15 protein-coding genes are annotated in these 22546 nt (G+C 37.5%); all 15 read left to right on the top strand.

The features are described from left to right. Positions 1 to 8: 8 nt before the first annotated feature. Positions 9 to 1154: a CaiB/BaiF CoA transferase family protein gene (locus tag ACB104_RS00985; protein ID WP_370476402.1), complete on the top strand. Its 1146-nt coding sequence runs from the start codon at positions 9 to 11 to the stop codon at positions 1152 to 1154. Then, complete coding sequence (locus ACB104_RS00980) at positions 1154 to 2293, top strand: CaiB/BaiF CoA transferase family protein (RefSeq protein WP_370476400.1); 1140 nt, start codon at positions 1154 to 1156, stop codon at positions 2291 to 2293. Before ACB104_RS00985 ends, ACB104_RS00980 begins: the two co-directional genes overlap by 1 nt. Then, positions 2286 to 3509, top strand: a complete 1224-nt coding sequence (locus ACB104_RS00975) for an extracellular solute-binding protein (protein WP_370476399.1) — start codon at positions 2286 to 2288, stop codon at positions 3507 to 3509. The genes ACB104_RS00980 and ACB104_RS00975 overlap by 8 nt, the downstream gene beginning before the upstream one ends. A gap of 4 nt (positions 3510 to 3513) precedes the next feature. Further along, complete coding sequence (locus ACB104_RS00970) at positions 3514 to 4584, top strand: Gfo/Idh/MocA family protein (RefSeq protein WP_370476397.1); 1071 nt, start codon at positions 3514 to 3516, stop codon at positions 4582 to 4584. A 7-nt stretch (positions 4585 to 4591) separates the two neighbouring features. After that, positions 4592 to 5035: a MaoC/PaaZ C-terminal domain-containing protein gene (locus ACB104_RS00965; protein WP_370476395.1), complete on the top strand. Its 444-nt coding sequence runs from the start codon at positions 4592 to 4594 to the stop codon at positions 5033 to 5035. Positions 5036 to 5070: 35 nt separating this feature from the next. After that, positions 5071 to 6126 (top strand): L-rhamnose/proton symporter RhaT, encoded by a 1056-nt coding sequence (locus tag ACB104_RS00960; protein WP_370476394.1) that lies wholly within the window; start codon positions 5071 to 5073, stop codon positions 6124 to 6126. A gap of 122 nt (positions 6127 to 6248) precedes the next feature. After that, positions 6249 to 6941, top strand: a complete 693-nt coding sequence (locus ACB104_RS00955) for a LamG domain-containing protein (protein ID WP_370476392.1) — start codon at positions 6249 to 6251, stop codon at positions 6939 to 6941. After that, positions 6941 to 8527 carry a pectate lyase gene (locus ACB104_RS00950; RefSeq protein WP_370476390.1) on the top strand — a complete coding sequence of 529 codons (1587 nt, stop codon included), beginning with the start codon at positions 6941 to 6943 and terminating at the stop codon, positions 8525 to 8527. The genes ACB104_RS00955 and ACB104_RS00950 overlap by 1 nt, the downstream gene beginning before the upstream one ends. Before the next feature lie 17 nt (positions 8528 to 8544). Continuing rightward, positions 8545 to 11328, top strand: a complete 2784-nt coding sequence (locus tag ACB104_RS00945; protein ID WP_370476389.1) for a T9SS type A sorting domain-containing protein — start codon at positions 8545 to 8547, stop codon at positions 11326 to 11328. A 93-nt stretch (positions 11329 to 11421) separates the two neighbouring features. Beyond that, positions 11422 to 14568: a DUF6298 domain-containing protein gene (locus ACB104_RS00940; protein ID WP_370476387.1), complete on the top strand. Its 3147-nt coding sequence runs from the start codon at positions 11422 to 11424 to the stop codon at positions 14566 to 14568. An 11-nt stretch (positions 14569 to 14579) separates the two neighbouring features. Next, positions 14580 to 17132, top strand: coding sequence for a hypothetical protein (locus tag ACB104_RS00935; protein ID WP_370476385.1), 2553 nt, complete (start codon positions 14580 to 14582; stop codon positions 17130 to 17132). Then, entirely contained in the window at positions 17132 to 18694 is a 1563-nt protein-coding gene (locus tag ACB104_RS00930) for a family 43 glycosylhydrolase (RefSeq protein ID WP_370476384.1), read from the top strand. Before ACB104_RS00935 ends, ACB104_RS00930 begins: the two co-directional genes overlap by 1 nt. Before the next feature lie 17 nt (positions 18695 to 18711). Beyond that, positions 18712 to 19914: a pectate lyase gene (gene pelA, locus ACB104_RS00925; protein WP_370476382.1), complete on the top strand. Its 1203-nt coding sequence runs from the start codon at positions 18712 to 18714 to the stop codon at positions 19912 to 19914. Between the two features lie 10 nt (positions 19915 to 19924). After that, positions 19925 to 21184, top strand: coding sequence for a mandelate racemase/muconate lactonizing enzyme family protein (locus ACB104_RS00920; RefSeq protein WP_370476380.1), 1260 nt, complete (start codon positions 19925 to 19927; stop codon positions 21182 to 21184). Further along, complete coding sequence (locus tag ACB104_RS00915) at positions 21184 to 22539, top strand: MGH1-like glycoside hydrolase domain-containing protein (RefSeq protein ID WP_370476379.1); 1356 nt, start codon at positions 21184 to 21186, stop codon at positions 22537 to 22539. Before ACB104_RS00920 ends, ACB104_RS00915 begins: the two co-directional genes overlap by 1 nt. The last annotated feature ends 7 nt before the right edge of the window (positions 22540 to 22546 follow it).

The raw sequence follows: 22546 nt of genomic DNA, 5'->3' as shown, positions 1-22546 counted from the left end.
AATAAAGATTGAAACCACTAGAAGGTTTATTGGTTTTGGAGTTTTCACAGTTTTTGGCTGGGCCATCAGCTGGTTTAAAATTGGCCGATTTGGGAGCTCGCGTTATTAAAATTGAACGCCCTGTGAAAGGTGAAGCTTGTCGGCAATTAAGCATAAAGGATTTATATGTTGACGATAGCAGTATGCTTTTTCATACCATCAATAGAAATAAAGAATCGTTTGCAGCTGACTTAAAAAATCCTGAAGATTTAGAACAGGTAAAGAAACTCATAGTACAAGCCGATGTGATGACACACAATTTCCGGCCAGGCGTTATGGAGAAAATTGGCTTGTCGTTTGATAATGTATTGAAAATCAATTCTAAAATAATTTATGGAGCCATAACAGGCTACGGAGATAAAGGCTCTTGGGCTAACAAACCTGGGCAAGATTTATTGGTGCAATCACTTTCTGGGTTAACATGGTTAAGTGGAAAAAGTATTCAAGGGCCTGTACCATTTGGTTTGGCTGTGGCCGACTTAATGTGTGGTAATCACTTTGTTCAAGGCATTTTGGCAGCATTGTTAAAACGAATAAAAACAGGTAAAGGTGTTTTGGTTGAGGTGAGTTTATTGGAGTCTATTCTCGATGTGCAGTTTGAGGCGCTTACCATATTTCTAAACAACGGTGGAAAACTGGCTAATAGGGGAAACGTGCGGGGTAGTGCCCATGCTTTCTTAAGTGCGCCTTACGGGATTTACGAAACCCAAGATGGCTATTTGGCCTTGGCCATGGGCGATTTGCTTTTATTAGGAAGTATTCTTGAGGTTGATTTAGGAAAGTATACCGATAAAAAATCATGGTTTAGGTCGCGTGCTGCCATCCGAAAAATTTTAAGCAAAAAAATAATAATACAGACCTCAGATTATTGGATTAAAGCATTGCGCAAAAAAGGTATGTGGTGCGAAAAAGTATTAAACTATCAAGATTTGAACAGTAAAGCGTTTATGGATGATTTACAGCTAAGACAGACCATTGTATATACTGAAGGCGAAACAATGACTACCACAAGAAGTCCTATTCAAATTGATGGAACTATTTTAAGTTCAAAAAAGGGAGCTCCAAAGGTTGGGGAGGATAATGAAAAGATTTACGAACAATTTTTAAGCAATTGATGAAGCCTTTAGAAAATTATTTAATAGTAGATTTTAGCCAGTTTCTTTCTGGACCATCAGCCAGTTTGCGGTTGGCCGATTTGGGTGCGCGTGTTATAAAAATTGAAAAACCAGGAACAGGTGATATTTGTCGCTCACTTTATACTTCGGATTTAATCATGAATGGTGAATCGTCCATTTTTCATACCATCAACCGAAATAAAGAGTCCTTTGCCGCGGATTTCAAAAACGAGTCCGATTTAAAAACAATCAAAAAACTTTTGACAATAGCAGATGTGGTAATGCATAATTTCAAACCTGATGTTATGCAACGCGTTGGCCTGAGTTACGATGACGTAAAAGCCATTAACCCAAATGTGGTTTATGCCGAAATCTCTGGTTATGGCAACCATACCGATTTAAAAGAGCATCCCGGACAGGATTTGCTATTGCAATCGCTTACTGCTTTAACTTGGTTAACAGGAAATCAAAACGATGGTCCTGTACCCATGGGGCTATCAATTGTTGATATGTTGGCAGGCGCGCATTTAGCCCAAGGTATTTTGGCAGCGTTATATAGAAAAGCGGTTAATAATTTCGGTGCCCTGGTTCAGGTAAGCATGCTAGAATCGGCCATAGATTTTCAATTTGAAACCATCACAACATTTTTTAATGACGGTGGCGAACTGCCCGTTCGCACCAAAAGCAATAACGCCCATGCCTACTTAGGTGCTCCTTATGGTATCTATAAAACGAAAGAGGGGTATTTGGCTTTGGCCATGGGTTCCATTTCAGTCCTAGCGCAACTTCTTAAGTGTGATGAGTTGCTTCAGTTTCCTGAAAATAAATTCGCTTTACGCGATAAAATTAAGGTCGTTTTGGCAAAACATCTTAAAACCCAAACAGCGGATTATTGGTTGTCTGTGCTCGAGCCTGCCGATGTTTGGTGTGCCAAAGTGTTGAATTATCAAGAGCTTTTTAAAGAAGAAGGTTTTAAGGTACTGGATTTTGTTCAAAAAGCAACCATGGGGGATGGGTATGCATACGAAACTACTCGATGCCCCATAAAAATTGATGGCGAATTATTCACTTCGGGTAAAGGGTCCCCGAAATTAGGAGAGCATAACGATAAAATTTTAGAAGAATTGATGCATGGATAAGATAAGAATTGCCGTTAGAAAATTTGAACCTTTTGAAACCGCCTTACAGAAGTTGTGGAAGTTGTTTTGTACTGAAAATAACTTAACCCTTAAAGCCGAAATGATTCCGATGGAGTTACATGATTTATATGAAGTAACATTAGCCAATAAAGGACTTCAAAAAGGTGATTGGGACATTGCCCACATCAACACCGATTGGATTTTTGATGCGGTTAATGCCCAAGCCGTTGAAAATTTATCACCGTTAATTCAACAAAACCCACCTCAAGATTTCCCTTACGGATGGCATGAATCTTTATTGCATCTTCAAGAAATCAATGGAAATGTTTACGGTTTACCCTTTCACGACGGTCCCGAATGTTTAATTTACAGAACAGATTTGTTTGAAGATGAAATAGAACAAATCAACTTTAAAAAACAATATGGGTACGACTTGAAACCACCAAAAACTTGGCAAGAATTCACTCAAATAGCAGAATTTTTTAATAGACCAGAGGACAATCTTTTCGGTTGTGTATTTGCCAATTACCCAGATGGTCACAATATGGTATTCGATTTTTGCCTGCAATTATGGACACGTGGTGGCTCGCTGTTAGATAAAAACGGTCAAATTAATATCAATACTTCAGAAGCAGCTAAAGCGTTGGATTTTTACCGTTTAATTGTGAATAATCAAAAAACGACCCATCCGAAATCAAAAGACTTTGGTTCGGTTGAAGCTGGTATGGCATTCGCAACAGGTGAAGCCGCTATGGCCATTAACTGGTTTGGGTTTGCTTCAATGTGCGAAGTGATAGACGCATCGAAAGTTAAGGGTAAAGTGGATATTTCCGAATTGCCTCATGATGAAACTTCTAATCCAGCTTCTCTAAATGTGTATTGGCTCTATACTATTGGTTCGGGGAGTAAATATAAAGAACTGGCTTACGCTTTTTTAAGATTTGCTACAACTCCAAATAGTGATAAATTGCAAACAAATGAAGGTGGTATTGGGTGCCGAAAATCGACTTGGAAAGACGCTGAAATCAACAATACCATACCATATTACCATAAACTAGGTATGCTTCATGAAAATGCCATGACATTGCCTCAAACGCCTGTTTGGCCAAAAGTAGCAGAATTGATAGACCATATGGTTTTAAGTGCCATTGAAGGTGTTCTTCCTTCAAAACAACTGCTGGAAGACACGCAATACAACATCAAAAAACTACTATAATATAATGAATATTACTTATAAGCCATTATTGCCCGAAACACTGCAGCCCATCATCATTATTGGTGCGAGTGGTATTGTAAAAGATGCCCATTTGCCAGCGTATAAAATGGCAGGTTTTCAGGTGTTTGGTATAGCAAATAGAACCATTTCAAAGGCACGCGACATGGCCGAAAAATATGGTATTCCGCATGTTTTTGATACCGTTGCCGATGCCGTAAAGAGTGCTCCTAAAAATGCGGTTTACGATATTACAGTGTTGCCAGATCAATACATTGAAATATTAGAGCAATTACCTGATGGTGCTGCAGTACTTATCCAAAAGCCCATGGGGAATGATTACAAGCAGGCAAAGGATATTGTTGAAGTATGTGAACGTAAAAATTTAGTTGCAGGCATCAACTTTCAGTTGCGTTTTGCTTCTTTTGTAAGTGCTGCTAGAAATATTATAGACCAAGGGTTGATAGGTGATTTGTACGATTTGGAGTTTAAAGTTACTGTAAAAACACCATGGGAACTATTTCCAGTAATTAAACAACATCCGCGGTTGGAAATACTTTTCCATAGTGTGCATTATATAGATTGTATCCGGTCGTTTTTAGGCAATCCTCAACGGGTTATGGCAAGAACTTGGAAACATCCAGAAAAGGATTTATCGTCGTGCCGTTCCACAATTATTTTAGATTATTGTGATACCATGAGTGTAAAAATAAACACGAACCACGACCATGATTTTGTTACAAAGCATCAAGAAAGTTACATCAAATGGGAAGGCACAAAAGGAGCAATTAAAGCAAAAATGGGTTTGTTGATGAACTACCCGGATGGCTTGCTCGATGCTTTTGAATACATCATTATAGAAGAAGGCAAAGAACCCGAATGGAAAACGTTAAATCTCGAGGGTTCTTGGTTTCCTGAGGCGTTTATTGGTACCATGTCCAATCTAATGCGTTTTAAAGAAGGTTCCGATAAGGTTTTGCATGCCAGTGTTCAGGATGTTTTGGATACGATGAAAGTGGTGGAGGCGTGTTACATGAGTAGTAATAATGGTGGAATAAAACTAACTGAATTAAATTAAACGATATATGTATTTTAAATCAACATTTTTTGAAGATTATAAACTAAATGAAAAACGGGTTACGCTGGGCAGAACTATTACTGAAACCGATTTTGTGGTTCACGCGGGCCATACGGGCGATTTCTTTCCTCATCACATGGATGAAGAATGGTGTAAAACACAACCTTTTGGTCAGCGTATCGCTCATGGAACGATGATTTTTAGCATCGGAATAGGCTTGACTGCATCAGAAATAAACCCCGAGGCTTTTTCAAAAGGCTATGACCGTTTGAGGTTTGTGAAACCTGTTCATATTGGTGATACCATTCATTCAGAAATTACAATCTCAGAAAAGGGCGACGCTAAAAGACCAGAAATGGGTACTGTAACCGAGCATGTGGAAATCATCAATCAGCGAGGGGAAGTAGTTTTGGTTTGCGACCATTTACTCCTTGTTAAAAGAAAAGCATAAAGCCGAAAAAAGCAATAACTAAAAACTAAATTATAATGAGTTCACCAAATTCCTTATTGGGTACCCTTCTCCATGCTGTAGGTGGAATTTCTGCTGCAAGTTGTTATTTACCTAGTACAAAAACGAAGGGCTGGTCTTGGAATACCTTTTGGTTGGCTCAATCGATATCTGCTTGGTTAATTGTGCCTACATTGTTAGCTTGGTTCACCGTTCCAAGCTTTTTTTCAATAATAGCAGAAGCGCCCTCCAAACCATTTTGGATGGCATTTTTCTTTGGTGCAATTTATGGCTTTGGAGGCATGTCTTTTGGTAAGGCGATTAACCATATTGGGTATTCACTTACCTATACATTGGCTATTGGGATTTCAGCCGTTGTGGGAACGATTATCCCTTTAATTGTTTTTGGAGGACTCGGCGATTTCTTCAATAAACCTGGGGGAGGCATTGTGCTTTTAGGAATGATTTTATCCATTTTGGGTGTTATTATTTGTGGGTGGTCTGGTTTTAAGAAAGAAAAGGATTTAGATGCCGAAAAGCTCAACAAAGCAGGATTTAATATGTTCTTGGGTTTAATTTTAACCATTATAGCGGGGGTGCTTTCGGGCGTATTTAATTTGTCGTTGGAATACGGGCAGCCCATTGCAGATTTAGCCGCTGAACATGGCGCAGGAGATTTTGAAGGAAATGCAAAACTCGTTGTGTCCACTATCGGTTGTTTTGTGACAAACTTTGTCTGGTACATCATTGCGGGCTTCAGGCAAGGAACTATTAAGGAATTTCTTCCCAACAAAATGGAAAATGGTAAATCAAAGAACAGCCTATTTAGAAACTGGTCGCTATCTTCATTAACGGGAGCATTATGGTGCTTACAATTTTTCTTTTATGGATTAGGACATGTTAGAATGGGCGAGTATAAATTTGCGAGTTGGGTATTGCATATGTCTATGCTAATTTTCTTCAGTTACATTGTCGGGGTTCTGATGAAAGAATGGAAGAATGTAAAAAGGAAAACTTATGTTACATTGCTCCTTGGGTTGATTTTATTGGTCGTTTCCTTTTGCGTTACCAGTTACGGTAGTTACAACAATTAATTTGTTAATCGGTCAATTAAACTATTTAATAATTTGTTAGTCATATTTAAGATTTTTAATTTGAGTGCCTTTGTTTTTTTAGATATCTTTGAGTAATCGATTACATTTATCGTTTGGTATAGATGGAAACAACATCAAAAAATAGAGGGTTTGGCTCTCTAAGAACAAGAATTTTAATATCATTTTGCTTGGTCTTCAGTGTTTTTAATTGTCAAAATTCTAATGATGTTTTCGTTTGGGATTTAGCTAAACTGGTTCAGGATAAGCCCAATACTAGTGAAATTAATGGTAATCCAAAAATTGTTGAATCCCCATTTGGAAAGGCAGTCTCTTTCAATGGTAGTGACGATGCCGTTTTTTTAGACGAAAATCCACTTATATCTTTTGAAGAATTCACCGTTGAAATGATTTTTAATCCGGCCATGGATGGCGATTTTGAGCAGCGCATTGTTCATATGGGAGAAGTTTCTGGAGATAGAATGTTACTTGAAATCAGGGCTGTAGATGGTTTTTGGTATTTTGATGGGTTTGTGGCTTCTGGCTACAACAAATTGGCGTTATTTGATGAAAAACTTATTCACCCATTGGGTAAATGGCATCATGTGGCTTTAGTTGTGGGTAAAAATAGCATGAAAACTTATGTAAATGGAAATTTAGAATTAACTGAATCTTTTAGCTTTTCACCCATAAAAACAGGTAAAAGCTCGGTAGGCGTGCGTTTAAATAAGCGTTCTTGGTATAAAGGTTCCATAGATAAAATTAAAATTACTCCTAAACCCCTAAACCCTGAAAGTTTTTTAAAACTTGTAAATTAATGAGACGAGTCTTCCATATTTTACCCATTGTTTCGCTTCTATTTTTTGGATGGAATCTAAAGGGTCAGTCTAAAATTTCTAAAGAGCAAGTTGAGGAAACCATGATCAAGGCAACCAAATTTATGGTTGAAGAGGTGAGCACTAATGGTGGCTATTTATGGTTTTATATGCCTGATTTTTCACGACAATGGGGAGAAATGGAAGCATATAAAACCATGATTTGGCTGCAAAACCCTGGAACCATTAGCATGGGGCATGTCTTTTTAGATGCCTACAGGTCCACTCAAGACGAATATTATTATAAAGCCGCGGAAAAAGCTGCCAGAGCTATTATTTGGGGGCAAAGTGAGGAAGGTGGTTGGAACTATATGATTGATTTCGCCGGAGACAGGTCGCTTAAACAATGGTATAATACCATCGGAAAAAATGGTTGGCGCCTAGAAGAGTTTCAGCATTATTATGGTAACTCTACTTTTGATGATGATGTAACCACTGATGCTGCTCGCTTTCTATTAAGAATTTATCTGGAAAAAATGGACCCAACATATAAACCCGCTCTCGATAAAGCAATAGACTTTGTTTTAAAAAGCCAATATCCAAAAGGAGGTTGGCCACAACGATATCCTTTGCGACATGATTTCGAAAAGCAGGGATTTCCGGATTACTCATCTTTTTACACGTTTAATGATGACGTTATTTGGGAAAACATCAACTTCCTTATGCAATGTTACTTAGTGTTGGGTCAAGAACGTTTTTTGGATCCAATTTATCGCGGTATGGACTTTTATAAAATATCCCAAGATAGTTGTGGTGCTTGGGGCCAACAAATAAATATGAACATGGAAGCTGCTAGTGCCCGTACATACGAACCAGCCGCCTTTTTGCCAAGCGCAACTTGTGAAAATGCCATGTTACTCATAAAATTTTACAGGTTAACCGGCGACAAAAAATATCTTGAGGGTATTCCAAAAACCATTAAATGGCTTGAAGAAGTGAAGCTACCAGAAGATAAAATTGAAGGACATCGAACACATTCAACTTTTATCGATGCAAAAACCAACAAGCCTATTTATGTGCATAGAAAAGGATCTAATGTGAAATTTGGGCGGTACTATGTGGATGAGGATGATAAAAATTTACTTTCTCATTATTACGGCAAGGCCTATGTTAGGATAGATGAACTAAAAAACGAATATCAAAACGTTTTAGTTCTTTCAGCTGAAGAAGTTACAAAAGACTCACCATTAATTCCTGAACAATTTATGTTTCCAGGAACTCCACAGACTTATTATGATTTGAATCGATTTGCGTTTAACTTTAAGGTTGAAGCATCCCAAGTTGAAGAAGTTGTTAATGGTTTGGATAGTCAAAATAGATGGCTCACAACAAGGGCATATATTAGTAACCCATATATTGGAGATGGAAAGAATACTTCTCAAACCGATAAATATGCAACTACAAGAGTTGGAGATGAAACTGATACATCCCCTTTTCCCAATGAAACCAATCAAGAGTATATTTCCACAAGAACCTATATTAGAAACATGAAATTGCTAATCAATTTTATTAATTCAAAAGAAAATTAAGCTAAAGAAAAACTACCATGAAATTATTAAAACAAGCTATGAAAATTACCTATAAACAGTTGTTTTTTCTGTTGATTATAACAGTTACGGGCGTTTATGCCCAAAATCCTGTGGTGAAAATAGATTTTGATCAGGGTGGACGATCTCTGTCAGAGGTTAACGACCCTGCATACGTGTCTTGGGTTGTGCCAGGGGCCGACTCCGCAAGCAAAACTGAGAATGGAATTACCTTTACAATTAAGCGTGTTGGCACTTATGGTAACCAGTTGCGAACCAATTGGGAAAAGGCGGCCGTACAAGCACCCTATTATGCAAGATTAGTCGGTGATGGGGTAACAGTCAATAATTTGCAAACTGGACAAAACGCACAAATTGAGTTTCGTATGAGTGGTTTGCAAGCCGGAAATCATACGTTACTTATGTACTTAAATGTGGTAGACAGTGAAGCATATACTTATAGCCCGATTGATATTTCTGTTGATGGAAACCAAGTTATCAATGACTTAGCGCCAAGTGTAAGAGCAAAAAAGACTTCAGATGCTGCCTATGCCTATATTGAATTTACTGCTGCTGCAAGTACGGACGTGGTTATTTTGTTTGCCGCGGATACCTCAGGGTCTTATGATTTTTACAACGTAATGCTTAATGGGTTTGAATTGAACACGCCAGACCCTGCTAAGTTGGCCAAAGACCCTATTCCGGCCCATGATAATGAACATGTTGAATTATCTTCTGGTGGCGTATTGCTTGAATGGACTCCTGCAGATGCAGGCCCGTCATCCCATAATGTGTATTTCGGTGCAGATTTCGACTTGGTCAATGATGCTACAACCAGTTCTAGTGAATACCAAGGAAATTCTGTTGCTCCCTCATATCAAATAAACAATTTGTACACTGGAGATACTTATTTTTGGCGAATAGATGAGGTGTTTCCAGGAGGAGAAATACAAAAGGGCAGTATTTGGCGTTTTCGTCCTGCTCAGTTAGCATTCCCAGGAGCAGAAGGATATGGGCGTTTTGCTCGTGGTGGCCGAGGAGGCAAAGTAGTAGCCGTAACTAATTTAAATGACAGTGGCCCGGGAAGTCTTAGGGAAGCCATTACAAATGACATCGGTCCAAGAACAATTGTTTTTGATATTTCTGGACGAATTGATTTAAATTCAAGATTGGTTTTAAATCAACCATACGTAACCGTTGCAGGTCAAACTGCACCGGGAAAAGGAATAACGTTGGCAAGAGCACCGTTTGGAGTTACAGGAGATGATTGTATAGCCCAACACATTCGTGTTAGATTGGGTGGTGGGCAAACATACGATGGTATGGGAATGACAGGAGGAGACCACAGTATTATTGACCATTGTTCTATTAGTTGGACCATTGATGAGGCTTTTAGTTCCCGTGGAGCTCATAATATTACGTTGCAGCGAACACTTATTTCCGAAGCCTTAAATGCGGCAGGCCATCAAAATTATCCTGTTGGTACACAACACGGCTATGCGGCATCAATTGGTGGTGATGTTGGTAGTTTTCATCATAATTTATTGGCTCATAATTACGGTCGTAACTGGAGTTTGGCTGGAGGATTGGATGGCAACGGTTATTATTCAGGTCTTTTGGATATTACCAACAATGTTGTTTACAATTGGGGATCACGCACTACAGATGGTGGCACTAAAGAGCTAAATTTTGTTGGTAATTATTATAAACCAGGTCCAGGAATTGAACTTACGAGATATGCATTAACTGTAGACCATGAAAATGTTGGTTTGGGTATGCAACGTGCTTTTTTTGATGGTAATAAAATGCCCGGATATTTTGATGAAACTAACCAGGACTATGGAAGAAGGTCAAGAGACTCCAACGGGGCTAATACAACCTATGAAACGTTTGTTAATGCACCGTTTTTTCCTTCTCACGTAACGACGCAAACCGCAGACAATGCATATAAAATGGTGCTATCAGATGTTGGTTGTACACAACCTGTTTTTGATGATCATGATATTAGAATGATAAATGAAACTCTGGCAGGAACATATTCAGTAATCGGCAGTTATACAGGTAAAAAAGGATTTCCTGATGATGAAGCTGATGCTGGAGGCTATGAAGATTATCCAGAGGTGTTAAGAGGAACAGATTGGGATACCGATGGTGATGGTTTGCCAGACTGGTGGGAAATGTATGCTAGTAATACCTCTATAAACTCTGGAGCAGGCGATTTTTCTGAGACCAATGATGATAAAAATGGCGATGGCTACACCAATATGGATTATTACTTGCAATGGATGAGCTTACCACACTTTAGCACAGATTCTGGAGCTATGATTAGTATAAATCTGCAAGAATTGTCGAGAGGATTTGAAAGCAGTCCTTCGTATCAAATTTCTAACGTGGTTAATGGCTCAACCAATTTGGCAGGAAACGTTTTAGAATTTACTCCAATTGCATTAGGAATGGGGTCTTTCGACTTTACTGTGACCGACTCACAAGGCGATAGTATGACGCGTACCGTGAACATTGTCAATGGTGTTGACCTTACATTGTCCGTCGATAAAAAAGTAATTGAAGATTTTAAGATTTGGCCAATTCCCAATAACGGAACATTCTCGATTAGGATAAAAGGCGGTTTTGACAAATCGGAGTATAAAATATTTGATATTCTAGGGAAAGAAGTATCTCATGGAATTATTGAAGGAGGTGTAGATAACAATCTGAAAATTAATTCAAAAGGAATTTTTATTTTGAAAATCATTGAATCTAAATCAAAACAAATTTTGCGTACTCAAAAAATTATTGTGCAATAAATTTATTGTAGAACAGGTGTTCTATTTGTTATGCCTGTACTATTATTTTGAAGAAATAACAGCTAAAGATAACTGAGAAAATAAAAAGAAATTATGAAAACCAACTGGACTAAACATATAAAAATCTATGTTTTGTTAATCGTTTTGGTTTGCCCTTCGTTTGCCTTTCTTCATTTTAAAACAACAAAAGATTCTCCGATTCATATAACTGATGAAGGGAACTTAGAATATAAAATTCAACCCAATGGTGACCGTGTTCCAGATTATTCATATTGTGGCTATAAGGCATCAGAAAAGGAAATTCCCAATGTACCAATCAAGTTAGTGATTTCAGAAACCAATGAAGACGCCACTTCACTGTTGCAATCTGCAATTGATTACGTGTCTGGTCTTCCAAAGGATGAGAATGGATTAAGAGGTACAATACTTCTTAACAGAGGTACTTATAAAATTAATGGAAGTTTAAAATTGTCTTCTAGTGGTGTGGTTTTAAGGGGAAGCGGTTCTGGGGAAAATGGAACCACACTTTTGGCCATAGGAAAAGGTAGAGAGACGCTTATAAAAGTGGCAGGAAAAAATAATCGCTCAATTGATACACCAATTGAGTTGGAAAACAAATACTTTCCTGTAAATACTTCAATTCTGACCTTTTCGGTAGCTCATCCATTTAAAAAGGGAGATAAAATCATTATAAATCGGCCATCAACTAAGGAATGGATTGAGAGCATTGGAGCAGATAAAATTGGGGCATATGTAGATTATCCGCTTACTGTTTGGGAGCCTGGAGATTTCGATATGAATTGGGATAGAGAAGTTGTTGATGTAACGCCAAATTCAGTTACTATTGATGCACCCTTAACTAATAGTTTAGATCTAAAATATGGAATTTCTACCGTTGCTAAATATATCTGGGAAGGAAGAATTGACCATGTTGGAATTGAAAACTTGAGATGTGTTTCAACTTTTGATACGCTTAATTTAAAAGACGAAAACCACCGCTGGATGGCCATAACTTTAGAAAATGTCCGTGATTCTTGGGTTCGTCGTGTTACAACAGAAAATTTTGTAAGTTCTACAGTAGCTATTTGGGATACAGCCAAACGAATAACAGTCGAAGATTGTAAGTCACTTAATCCAATTGGAGAAATAGGCAATTATCGTCGTTATTCCTTTCAAACCCTTGGTCAGCAAGTGCTGTTCCAACGTTGCTATGCTGAATATGGGTACCATGCTTTTTCTGTAGGTTTTACAACGTCTGGGCCTAATGCCTTCGTGCAATGTTACTCCTATATGCCTTATAATTTTAGTGGAACAATAGGTGGTTGGTCAAACGGTATTTTGTTTGATAAAATGACGATTGATGGAGGAAGTATTAGCTTTGATTATCGTGATGTTGATGGACAAGGAGGCGGATGGAGTGCAGCAAACTCTTTTAGTTGGCAAGGTAGAGCGGCAAAGATTTATCTATCAAAACCACCCGAAGCTCAAAACTGGGCATATGGTAGTTGGGCACAAGGATATGGACAAGGGCATCATGAACTGCAACATACCTTCATAAAACCTGAAAGTTTATATTATGCGCAATTAAAGGCAAGAACGGGAGAAACGTTCAACGAGGAAGATAAAATACTGATTTACAGATCTAGCAGCACTACGGCTCCGGTAACGGAAATGACCAAAGAATTTAGTGAACGTTCCAAAACACCAGATTTAATAATGGATGTTTGGATTGATAAAATGATTGAGGAATACCCCATTAAATCTGATATTTCCAATGCTATAATTTGGGATAAAACCAAAATACCAGAAATAAAAAAGTCTGCTGGAGCAACTTCACAAGTTGAAATTGAAAACGGTAAAATTGTTCAAGAAAATAAGATTCTTTCTGGAGGGCGGCAAAGAACATCACTTTGGCGCGGTTCAACCAGACCATCTCAATTAAAAAGACCAGCACCCAATTTGGTACGCTTTGTACCAGGAAGAGAAGGACGTGGCTTAACGGACAATTTAGATACTTTGGTAAGCGATATGCAAACCAGAAACATTTCTGTAATGCAAAGCTTCCCGTCGCTTTGGTATGAACGAAGAAGAGATGACCATGCTAGAACACGACGTGCGGATGCCGATGTTTGGGCACCATTTTATGAACAACCGTTTAGTAGAAGTGGACAGGGAGAAGCTTTTGACAGGTTGAGCAAATACGATTTAAATTCTTGGAATTCATGGTACTGGATACGTTTAAGACAATTTGCAGATTTAGCCGATAAAAATGGATTGCTTTTTATTCAAGAACACTATTTACAACACAATATTATTGAAGAAGGGGCACATTGGGCAGATTATCCATGGCGTACGGCAAACAATATAAACAATACGGGATTTCCCGAAAACCCTGCTTACGCTGGTGATAAGCGTATTTATATGGCTGAGGAATTTTACGATACTACCAATGTTGTTAGAAATCGACTCCACAAACAATACATTCGTAAAAGTTTAGAGGAATTTAAAAACAACAAAAACATCATTCACCATTTAGGATGGGAATATACTGGGCCTGTGCATTTTGTTCAGTTTTGGTTAGATGAAATTGCCTCTTGGGAAAAGGAAAATAAAAAAGATGTGCTTGTTATGCTACCAGGTACAAAAGACGTGCAAGATGCTATTCTATCTGATAGAAAAAGGTCTAAATTGGTTGATGTTGTTGATGTTATTCAATGGAAATATAGGGAAGATGGTACTTTATACGCACCCCCTGGAGGTGTTAGTCTTGCTGGTCGCCAATATGCAAGAATACTTGACCCCGGACAAACATCATTCGACCAGATTTACAGGGCTGTAGTTGAATATAGAAACAAATATCCCTATAAAGCTGTGGTGTTTTCTCAAGGACGAGCACCTTTTTCAAATTGGGCAATCTTTATGGCTGGTGGTTCTTTAGCTTCAATACCACTAATTGATGATGCAATTTTTTTTCAAGATGCTATTGAAATGAAAAGTTATACAATTGAAAATTCAATTGGAAAATCTTATGTGCTAGAAAAGAAAGGACTAGGGTATATCATTTTTAGCGAAAATGGACAAGTCCAAGTAGATTTCAAAAACGATTCTAATTCTTATAATCTGGATTGGATAGATGTCAAAACAGGTGAGATTACAAAAACAAATATGAGTGTAAATAAAACAACAAAAAACCTAACGGCAAATTCAGAAGGTCCAGCTGTGGCATGGCTTCATAAATAAAAATTACATTTATGTTCATCAATCAATCCATAAAAAAGCAAATAACTACTTTAATTATTTTTCTAGGTATAGTACAGGCTGGTTTTTCCCAAAGTTATCAAGGTGATTTATACCAAGATTTAGAATTTAATAAAACCTACATTATTTATAAAGGCGAGAAAATTGACCTAGGACCAATGGCTTTATTTATTGATGGACAATTGAGCAACGACGAGGCTGCAAAATATGAGTTTGTCTACAATTCAGTTAATGAAGCTTCCAAGCATCTAACCTACGGAACGGAAGAAGCCCCCATGGTGCTCTACATTGCGCCGTGGGTGTACTGGATTGATGATCCAGACGACCCTGAAATTAGATTACCTGATAGAGTTGGAGGGTCACCAATAGGACTGGAAATAAATTGTGAATGGTTAAAATTCCAAGGGTTGTCAGACAATCCGGAACATGTAATTCTAGCCAGTAATCGAGGACAAACCATGGGCTCTAAGGGTAATTTTACCATGTTCAGAATTAACGGTGATGGAATTAGTGCAGAGAATATCACCTTTGGAAATTATTGCAACATCGATTTGGTTTACCCGTTAAATCCAAAATTGAACAGAGAAAAACGTGGCTCAGCTATCGTGCAGGCACAGCTTGTTTTCTCGAACGGAGATAAAGTTGTGGTTAGAAATTCACGTTTTATAAGTCGCTTGAATTTAGGTCCGTTTTGGGGCAGTGAACGCACGCTATTTGATGGATGTCATTTTGAAATGACTGACGACGCGCTTAATGGAAGTGCTGTCTATCTCAATTGTACTTTTGATTTTTATTCTTCAAAACCTTTCTATAGAACAGATGGCACAGGTTCTGTTTTCCTAAATTGCGATATAACCTCATACACACGAGGCAATCAATATTTTGCGAAAGCTAACGGTACTATAGCAGTTATTGATACTCGGTTTTCAGCTGAAAATTTAGAATATCTGGGTTGGCGCGATATTCCAGCTTTAGAAACGCGATATTATCAAAGTAATGTGAATTTAAATGGAAGCCCTGTTTTAATCAGCAAAAACAACCCTGATGCAACGGTAGATATTTCAAAGAAACCACTGCTCAATGCCTATCGTTTTGATTATAACAATGCGGTTATTTACAATACCTTTAATTTACTTCGAGGAAATGATAATTGGGACCCAATGGGCATAAGACCTCTTGTTGAGCAAGTTGAAAAAGAAACAGGTATAGACTATTCTTCTATTCCAACACAACTCATCATAAAACCAACACAACAAAAACTAGAAACAGGAAAAGACAGTTTGATTCTTGAAACGACGGTAAATCGTTTTGGTAATTTTGAAGTTGAAAGCGAAGCCATAAACTGGCAAGTTTCAGATGAATTCATGTCGTTTGTAAAATTGCAGGACAATCAAGATGGCAAGTGCTTGGTCATTCCAACGAACAATGAAAACGAAACCAAAGAAGTTATTGTAACAGCATCTACACTATCAGGTTTAGAATCGGCTACAGTGCTCTATATTGCACCGTCATTGCTCAATCCGCCCACATTCAAAAAACACCCAACGATTAGTAAACCAAAAGAGGGTAAACTTCATTTGGATTATGATTTAGATATGACTTTTGAAGACCAGTCTATAATCAGTTGGTATCGCTGTAAAAATGCAAATGGAGATGAACCGATTGAAATCGCTGTTTCAAGGTTTGATAGCCCTTTGAAAACATATCAACTTTCTGAAGGGGATATTGGTTATTATATTATGGCGAGCATAGCGCCAAAGCATTTACGTTGCATTCCAGGAGAAGTGAAATCTGTGGTTTACAAAAAAGCAATTTCAGCTAAAGAGGTAAAAGTAAATTCCAAGATTTTAATACCAAATCTAGAGAATATGTCTGGTAAGTATCAACCAAAAATTTTACCAGGTTTTTGGTCATTAGATAGTTATGCACCCGAAGATACCAAAGAATTTAATTGGGAAGCTGATAACAGTCAAGACCCTTGGTATTATGGTGAGGGTATTAATGGAGCAGCAGGAGTTAAAGGTTTTGTACAAAACACCAAGGGAGCTAGAATGCGATACACACCTGTTGGGAATGGTTTTGGTGATATGAAAATCAGTTTTGTGGCCCTACCATCTAAAACGGCTGGTCAAGGTTTTAGCAGTGCTAGAATGCAATATATGGATATTGGTATCAAAATGGACACCAAAATCGTGAATGGCTATGCTTTACGATTAATCAGAACCACAAAGTATAGTGATGCAATTGATTTTGTTTTAATGAAATATGAAAATGGCGCTGCCTCGGCAATAAGCCAACCCGTTTCTGCGTCGTGTTATCGTCCCAATTGCAAAATTAGTGTTGAGATTAAAGGCAATAAGTTGATGGCTCATGCAGAAAATACTGAAGACTATTTTACGCAACACGATACATCCGAAGTGGTAAAAGTAGTTGATATGGAAGTTGAAATCACGCCTAACAGTTATGGGGGAATAAGTTTTCAACATACAGGAACGGTGCGTAGTGGTGCAACGTTGATAAAAGATTTAAAAATAGAATGGTTCTAATGGTATATTTTATAATAAAAAAACTGAAATTAAAATCAGCCTTAATCGTAGTTGGAATATTGTTTTCAGTATTAATGCTTACTAATTGCAAAAATGAATCTGGAACAAATGGTAAAGATGAAGAAGCGACGGAGCAATCAACGTATTCAAATCCCATTTTAGGAGGGGATTATCCAGACCCTTCAATTGTAAGAGTAGGAAGCGATTATTATATGACGCATTCATCATTTAATTACTATCCAGGGTTGATTGTTTGGCATTCAACTGATTTGGTAAATTGGGAACGTATTTCTCATGCCTTAACTAAAAATGTTGGCTCTGTTTGGGCGCCAGATTTGGTGTTTGTAAACGATAAATATTACATCTATTTTCCTGCAGGGGGAACCAATTGGGTAGTTTATGCTGATACGCCAAATGGTCCTTGGAGCGAGCCAATTAATTTAAATTTAAGTGGATATATCGACCCCGGCCATCTGGTTGATGAAGCCGGAAATCGTTATTTGTACCTTTCACACGGCTATGTTGTAAAGTTAACGGATGATGGTTTGGCAACAGCTGAAGAACCTGTTCAAAACTATGAAGGCTGGCAATTTCCAAAAGAATGGAGCACTGAGTGTTTTTGTTTGGAATCTCCAAAATCAACCGTTCAAGATGGCTATTATTATTTAACTACGGCCGAAGGAGGAACCGCTGGTCCGGCCACAGCGCATATGGTGGTTTCTGCCCGTGCCAAATCACCCTACGGACCTTTTGAGAATTCACCATATAATCCCATTGTCCACACTGAAAATAGAGGTGAGCGCTGGTGGAACCAAGGGCATGGAACTTTGGTAGATGATTTTAATGGCAAATGGTGGATTATGTATCATGGCTATGAAAAGCATTTTCAAACTTTGGGTCGTCAAACTTTAATGTTGCCCATAGAATGGACTGAAGATGGCTGGTTTAAAGTGCCTGATGACATTAAGGCTTCAGATGATATTGAACTTCCTAAACTAAAAATTTCAGAGGCGTCGCATGGTTTGAGTGACGATTTTGATAACGAGGAGTTAAATCTTCAATGGCAGTTTTATAAAGATAATGATCTAGATAGGGTTAGTTTCATGGAAGGTAAACTACTTTTTCAAGCCAAAGGAAAATCGTTTGCGGATAGTTCTCCAATTTTGGTGAACAGTGGAGATAGAAAATATGAAGTACAGGTTGAGTTCACTGTTTTAGATGATGTTGAGTTTGGTTTGTGTCTGTATTACAATGAAGTGGCAAACATGCATATTTCTGCAAGCAAAGAACGATTTAGTGTGTTTAACAGACAAAGAAGAAAAATCAATGAACCCAATATGCTTGGGAATCATGGTTATTTGCGTATTTTAAATGATGAAAATGAAGTTAGTTTTTATTTTAGTAGTGATGCTAAAAATTGGTCCCGCGTTGAACGAAGTATTGAAGCAAGTGGATTTAATCACAATGTTTTCGGGGAATTTTTAAGTCTCCGAGCGGGGTTGTTTGCTTTTGGAGAAGGTCAGGTTCAATTTGATAATTTCATTTATAAATCACTCGATTAACTTAACAATGGTAATTAATGTATCATAGAAAAATTAAGGCTTATTGTATTTTATTTTCTTTAGTAGTGGTTCTCTCTTCAGGAAATTACCTGAATGCACAAAACCGAAAAGAAACAAATACCAGGATTAGTACAAGGCCGTTCGCTGATGGAATTGGACATTGGTACAATATTAAAAACGAACACAGCCTTGTAGACCCCGTGCCCAATCAAACAAGATACTTGGAGTCTGATTATACCAAAATAGCTGATAACATTATCTTGTTTCAAAGAGATAACGGTGGCTGGCCAAAAAACTATGACATGCGTGCTATTTTAACACCAGCACAGGTAAAAAACGTTGAAAAAACAAAAGATGTTCTATACACAACTTTTGATAATTCAACAACATTTCCACACATATTTTATTTGGCGCAGGTGTATACGGTAACTAAAATTGAAAAGTATAAAGAAGCTTCTTTAAGGGGAATTCACTTTATGCTTGATGCACAATATGAAAACGGTGGATGGCCGCAATATTACCCTTTACAAGATAATTACAGTAGGCACATAACCTTTAATGATGAAGCCTATATGGGTATAATGAATTTACTGAAAAAAGTAATTAATAATGACACAAATTTTCAGTTTATAGATAAGGAGTTAAAGAAAAAAGTAACAAAGTCTTATAATAAAGGTTTAGAATGCATTTTAACCATGCAAATTGAAAATAATGGAACACTAACAGCTTGGTGCCAACAACATGACGAAATAAATTTGTCTCCTGCATGGGCTCGTGCTTTTGAGCCACCAAGTATCTGTAACAAGGAAAGTGTGCCGGTAGTTTTATTTTTGATGCAAATAGATCATCCAACTGAAAGAGTTATAAAATCCATTCAAGGTGCTGTAAAGTGGTTTGAAGACTCTAAAATTTATAACACTAGAGTTGAAACTTTTGACATAGAGCCTTTCGAGTCTAAGTATAAAACGGTTAGTAAAGATAGGCGCGTTGTGGTTGATTCTTCAGCAGCTCCCATTTGGACACGCTATTATGAATTAAGAACTGGTAGGCCGTTATTTTGCGACCGAAATAGCAAGTATTTGTATTCCATGTCTGAAGTTAGTGTTGAGCGAAGAAATGGTTATGCCTGGTACACTTATGAGCCACAAAATGTTTTGGAAAAATACCCGGAATGGCAAAAAAAGTGGGCGCCAACCAACAATGTTTTAGAGCAAAATTAAAATTAACCTTATGGTTTATAACCGAAGAAAGTTTTTAAAAATTACATCGGTGTCCAGTTTGGCGATATCATTAATGTCTTGTGCAAATATTGGCAAGGAAGATACTTTGGTTGAAGAACAGGAACTTATTGATATATGCAACAAACCACAATTAAAAATAGACAAATCGAAACAGCCTATTATAATTGAGTCGATGGAGTTGGTTAATTTGGGCGAAACTTATTTTGTTCGAACTAGATCTAAAGATGGGATTGAGGGAATCTCAGTTACCAATAAACATGTCGATATTCTTTATCCAATACTATTAAAATCGATTATTCCTTTTTTTATCGGAAAAAATGCGTTGCAAATAGAAACATTATTAGATGAATTATATGTCCACAACAGTAATTATAAAATGCAGGGTTTGGCATTGTGGTGTTGTGTTGCATGGGCAGAAGGTAGCATTATTGATTTGTTGGGTAAATATGAAGGAAAACATATTAGCGATTTGTTCGGGAGCAAACAAAGAGATAAAGTTCCTATATATGTCGCTAGTGGAAACCGTGGCACAACACCAGAAGAAGAAATTGAGGTTCTTCAACAAAGAATAGAAGAAACCGGAGCCAAAGCTGTCAAGTTTAAAGTTGGTGGTAGAATGAGTCGAAACAAAGATTCTCTTCTTAATAGAACAGAAGGTTTGATTGAGTTATCCAGAAAAATATTAGGTGATAAAATAACAATTCAGGCAGACGCTAATGGTTCGTACGGTGTAAATAACGCCATTGAGATTGGTAAAAGACTTGAGGGTATTGGTGCCTATTTGTTCGAGGAACCATGCCGTTTTGATAACTTTGAAGAAACAAAGCAAGTTGCAGATGCTCTCAGCATACCAATATCTGGTGGAGAGCAAGAATCTAGTGAATATCGTTTTCGAAAACTTATTTCAGGTAACATTCTACAGATTGTCCAACCAGATTTGCATTATTATGGCGGCTTTATTCGAGCGTCACGAGTTGCTAAAATGGCGGATAGATTAGGTAAGCCTATTACTGTTCACATATCCAATAGAAACGCAGGATATGCTGAAATGGTTAATTTTAGTAGTTACACACCAAATATTGGATTATTTCAAGAGCTTAAAACGGGAATGGAAGCTACGGCGGATTTGTTTGAGCCAGCAATAAAAGTTGAAAATGGTTACTTAAACGTACCTACAGCGCCCGGTCTGGGCATGGAACATGCGGAATATGCATTAAAAAACGCAAAACCAATTAAACCAGAATTTTAATGAATAGATATGCAATAACTTTTATTATCCTTTTTTTTAATTCTTTGATTTATGGTCAAAAGAATTCTATTTCCAACTATGCTTCCATTATAAAAAGCTATGTTTATAAAGATTATAAAAACATGTATCGCCCCAGCAGCGGTTCATTGGTTTATCCGTTTTTAACACCAGGGAGCAACCAATATGACAATGTGTTGTGGGATTGGGATTCTTGGTTAAGTAATATTGCGCTTCGACAAATTCTAACGGATATAGGTTCAGAAAAGGACAAAAAGGAAGCCATTAAATATGAACAGGGCTGTGTGCTTAATTTTTTGCATTACGGAGAGTGGGATGGTTATTTGCCCATTGTAATTTGGGAGGATTCCAACCCACGTAATATTTTGTCTGAAAATATTTATGATGTTAACATGCATAAACCTGTGTTGGCGCAACATGCTGCTTTTTTAACAAAGACCAGCGGTGGACATGCTGAATGGATTAGGGAGAAATTCTATTATTTACAGGCCTTTGTGAACAACTACAAAACGTATCATCGCCATAAAGCCACGGGGTTGTATTATTGGCAAAACGATGTGGCCATCGGTGTGGATAACGACCCAAGTACTTTTTTCAGACCACCAAAAAGTTCTGGCTCTATTTATTTGAACTGTTTGATGTACAAAGAGCTTTTGGCTATGGTTTATTTATCAAAACAACTTAATCAAGTGGAAATTGGTAAAGAGTTTCAAGAGGATGCCAAAAACTTAAAAGCTGCCATTCAAGAACATTGCTGGGATGAGCGCGATGGATTTTACTATAGTGTAGATCTTAATTTAACCCCAGCAAAGAATAGATTGGATAACACTTTGGGCAAAGAGTTTATGATTCACAGTGGTTATCCGCGTGATTATGATTGCCTTATTCAACGTATCGAAGTGTGGTCTGGATTTTTAGCCTTGTGGGCAGGAGTCGCCACTCCTGAGCAAGCTGAACGTATTGTTAAGGAGCATTATTTAAATTCTAAAACATTTAATTCGCAGTCTGGAGTACGTACCCTTTCCAAAATGGAAAAAATGTATAGCATGAGAGCAAGTGCCAACCCATCAAATTGGCGTGGACCTATTTGGGGCATTTCAAATTATATGGTTTATAAAGGTTTAAAGGATTATGGTTTTATTGATGAGGCTAAGGAATTGGCGTCAAAAACTATTTGGCTATTTGGAAGGGATTTTGAAAAAAATGGTGCTCTACATGAATACTACGAACCCGAAACAGGAGAGCCGCTTTTGAACAAAGGTTTCCAAAATTGGAATTATTTAGTGTTAAACATGATTGCTTGGATGGAAGGCAGTCAAATTGTTGAAGAATTTTAGGTTAAAC

The organism is Tamlana flava, from assembly GCF_041287255.1.
GTDB classification, from domain to species: domain Bacteria; phylum Bacteroidota; class Bacteroidia; order Flavobacteriales; family Flavobacteriaceae; genus Tamlana; species Tamlana flava.
Note: the sequence above shows the minus strand (reverse complement) of the source record. Positions and strands in the feature narration are given on the sequence as shown.

What these genes read in the sequence shown, in the direction of transcription:
- ACB104_RS00960 (WP_370476394.1), top strand. Translation starts at nt 5,071, where the DNA reads ATGAGTTCACCAAATTCCTTATTGGGTACCCTTCTCCATGCTGTAGGT.
- ACB104_RS00930 (WP_370476384.1), top strand. Translation starts at nt 17,132, where the DNA reads ATGGTATATTTTATAATAAAAAAACTGAAATTAAAATCAGCCTTAATC.
- ACB104_RS00945 (WP_370476389.1), top strand. Translation starts at nt 8,545, where the DNA reads ATGAAATTATTAAAACAAGCTATGAAAATTACCTATAAACAGTTGTTT.
- ACB104_RS00915 (WP_370476379.1), top strand. Translation starts at nt 21,184, where the DNA reads ATGAATAGATATGCAATAACTTTTATTATCCTTTTTTTTAATTCTTTG.
- ACB104_RS00965 (WP_370476395.1), top strand. Translation starts at nt 4,592, where the DNA reads ATGTATTTTAAATCAACATTTTTTGAAGATTATAAACTAAATGAAAAA.
- ACB104_RS00980 (WP_370476400.1), top strand. Translation starts at nt 1,154, where the DNA reads ATGAAGCCTTTAGAAAATTATTTAATAGTAGATTTTAGCCAGTTTCTT.
- ACB104_RS00975 (WP_370476399.1), top strand. Translation starts at nt 2,286, where the DNA reads ATGGATAAGATAAGAATTGCCGTTAGAAAATTTGAACCTTTTGAAACC.
- ACB104_RS00950 (WP_370476390.1), top strand. Translation starts at nt 6,941, where the DNA reads ATGAGACGAGTCTTCCATATTTTACCCATTGTTTCGCTTCTATTTTTT.
- ACB104_RS00940 (WP_370476387.1), top strand. Translation starts at nt 11,422, where the DNA reads ATGAAAACCAACTGGACTAAACATATAAAAATCTATGTTTTGTTAATC.
- pelA (WP_370476382.1), top strand. Translation starts at nt 18,712, where the DNA reads ATGTATCATAGAAAAATTAAGGCTTATTGTATTTTATTTTCTTTAGTA.
- ACB104_RS00955 (WP_370476392.1), top strand. Translation starts at nt 6,249, where the DNA reads ATGGAAACAACATCAAAAAATAGAGGGTTTGGCTCTCTAAGAACAAGA.
- ACB104_RS00970 (WP_370476397.1), top strand. Translation starts at nt 3,514, where the DNA reads ATGAATATTACTTATAAGCCATTATTGCCCGAAACACTGCAGCCCATC.
- ACB104_RS00920 (WP_370476380.1), top strand. Translation starts at nt 19,925, where the DNA reads ATGGTTTATAACCGAAGAAAGTTTTTAAAAATTACATCGGTGTCCAGT.
- ACB104_RS00935 (WP_370476385.1), top strand. Translation starts at nt 14,580, where the DNA reads ATGTTCATCAATCAATCCATAAAAAAGCAAATAACTACTTTAATTATT.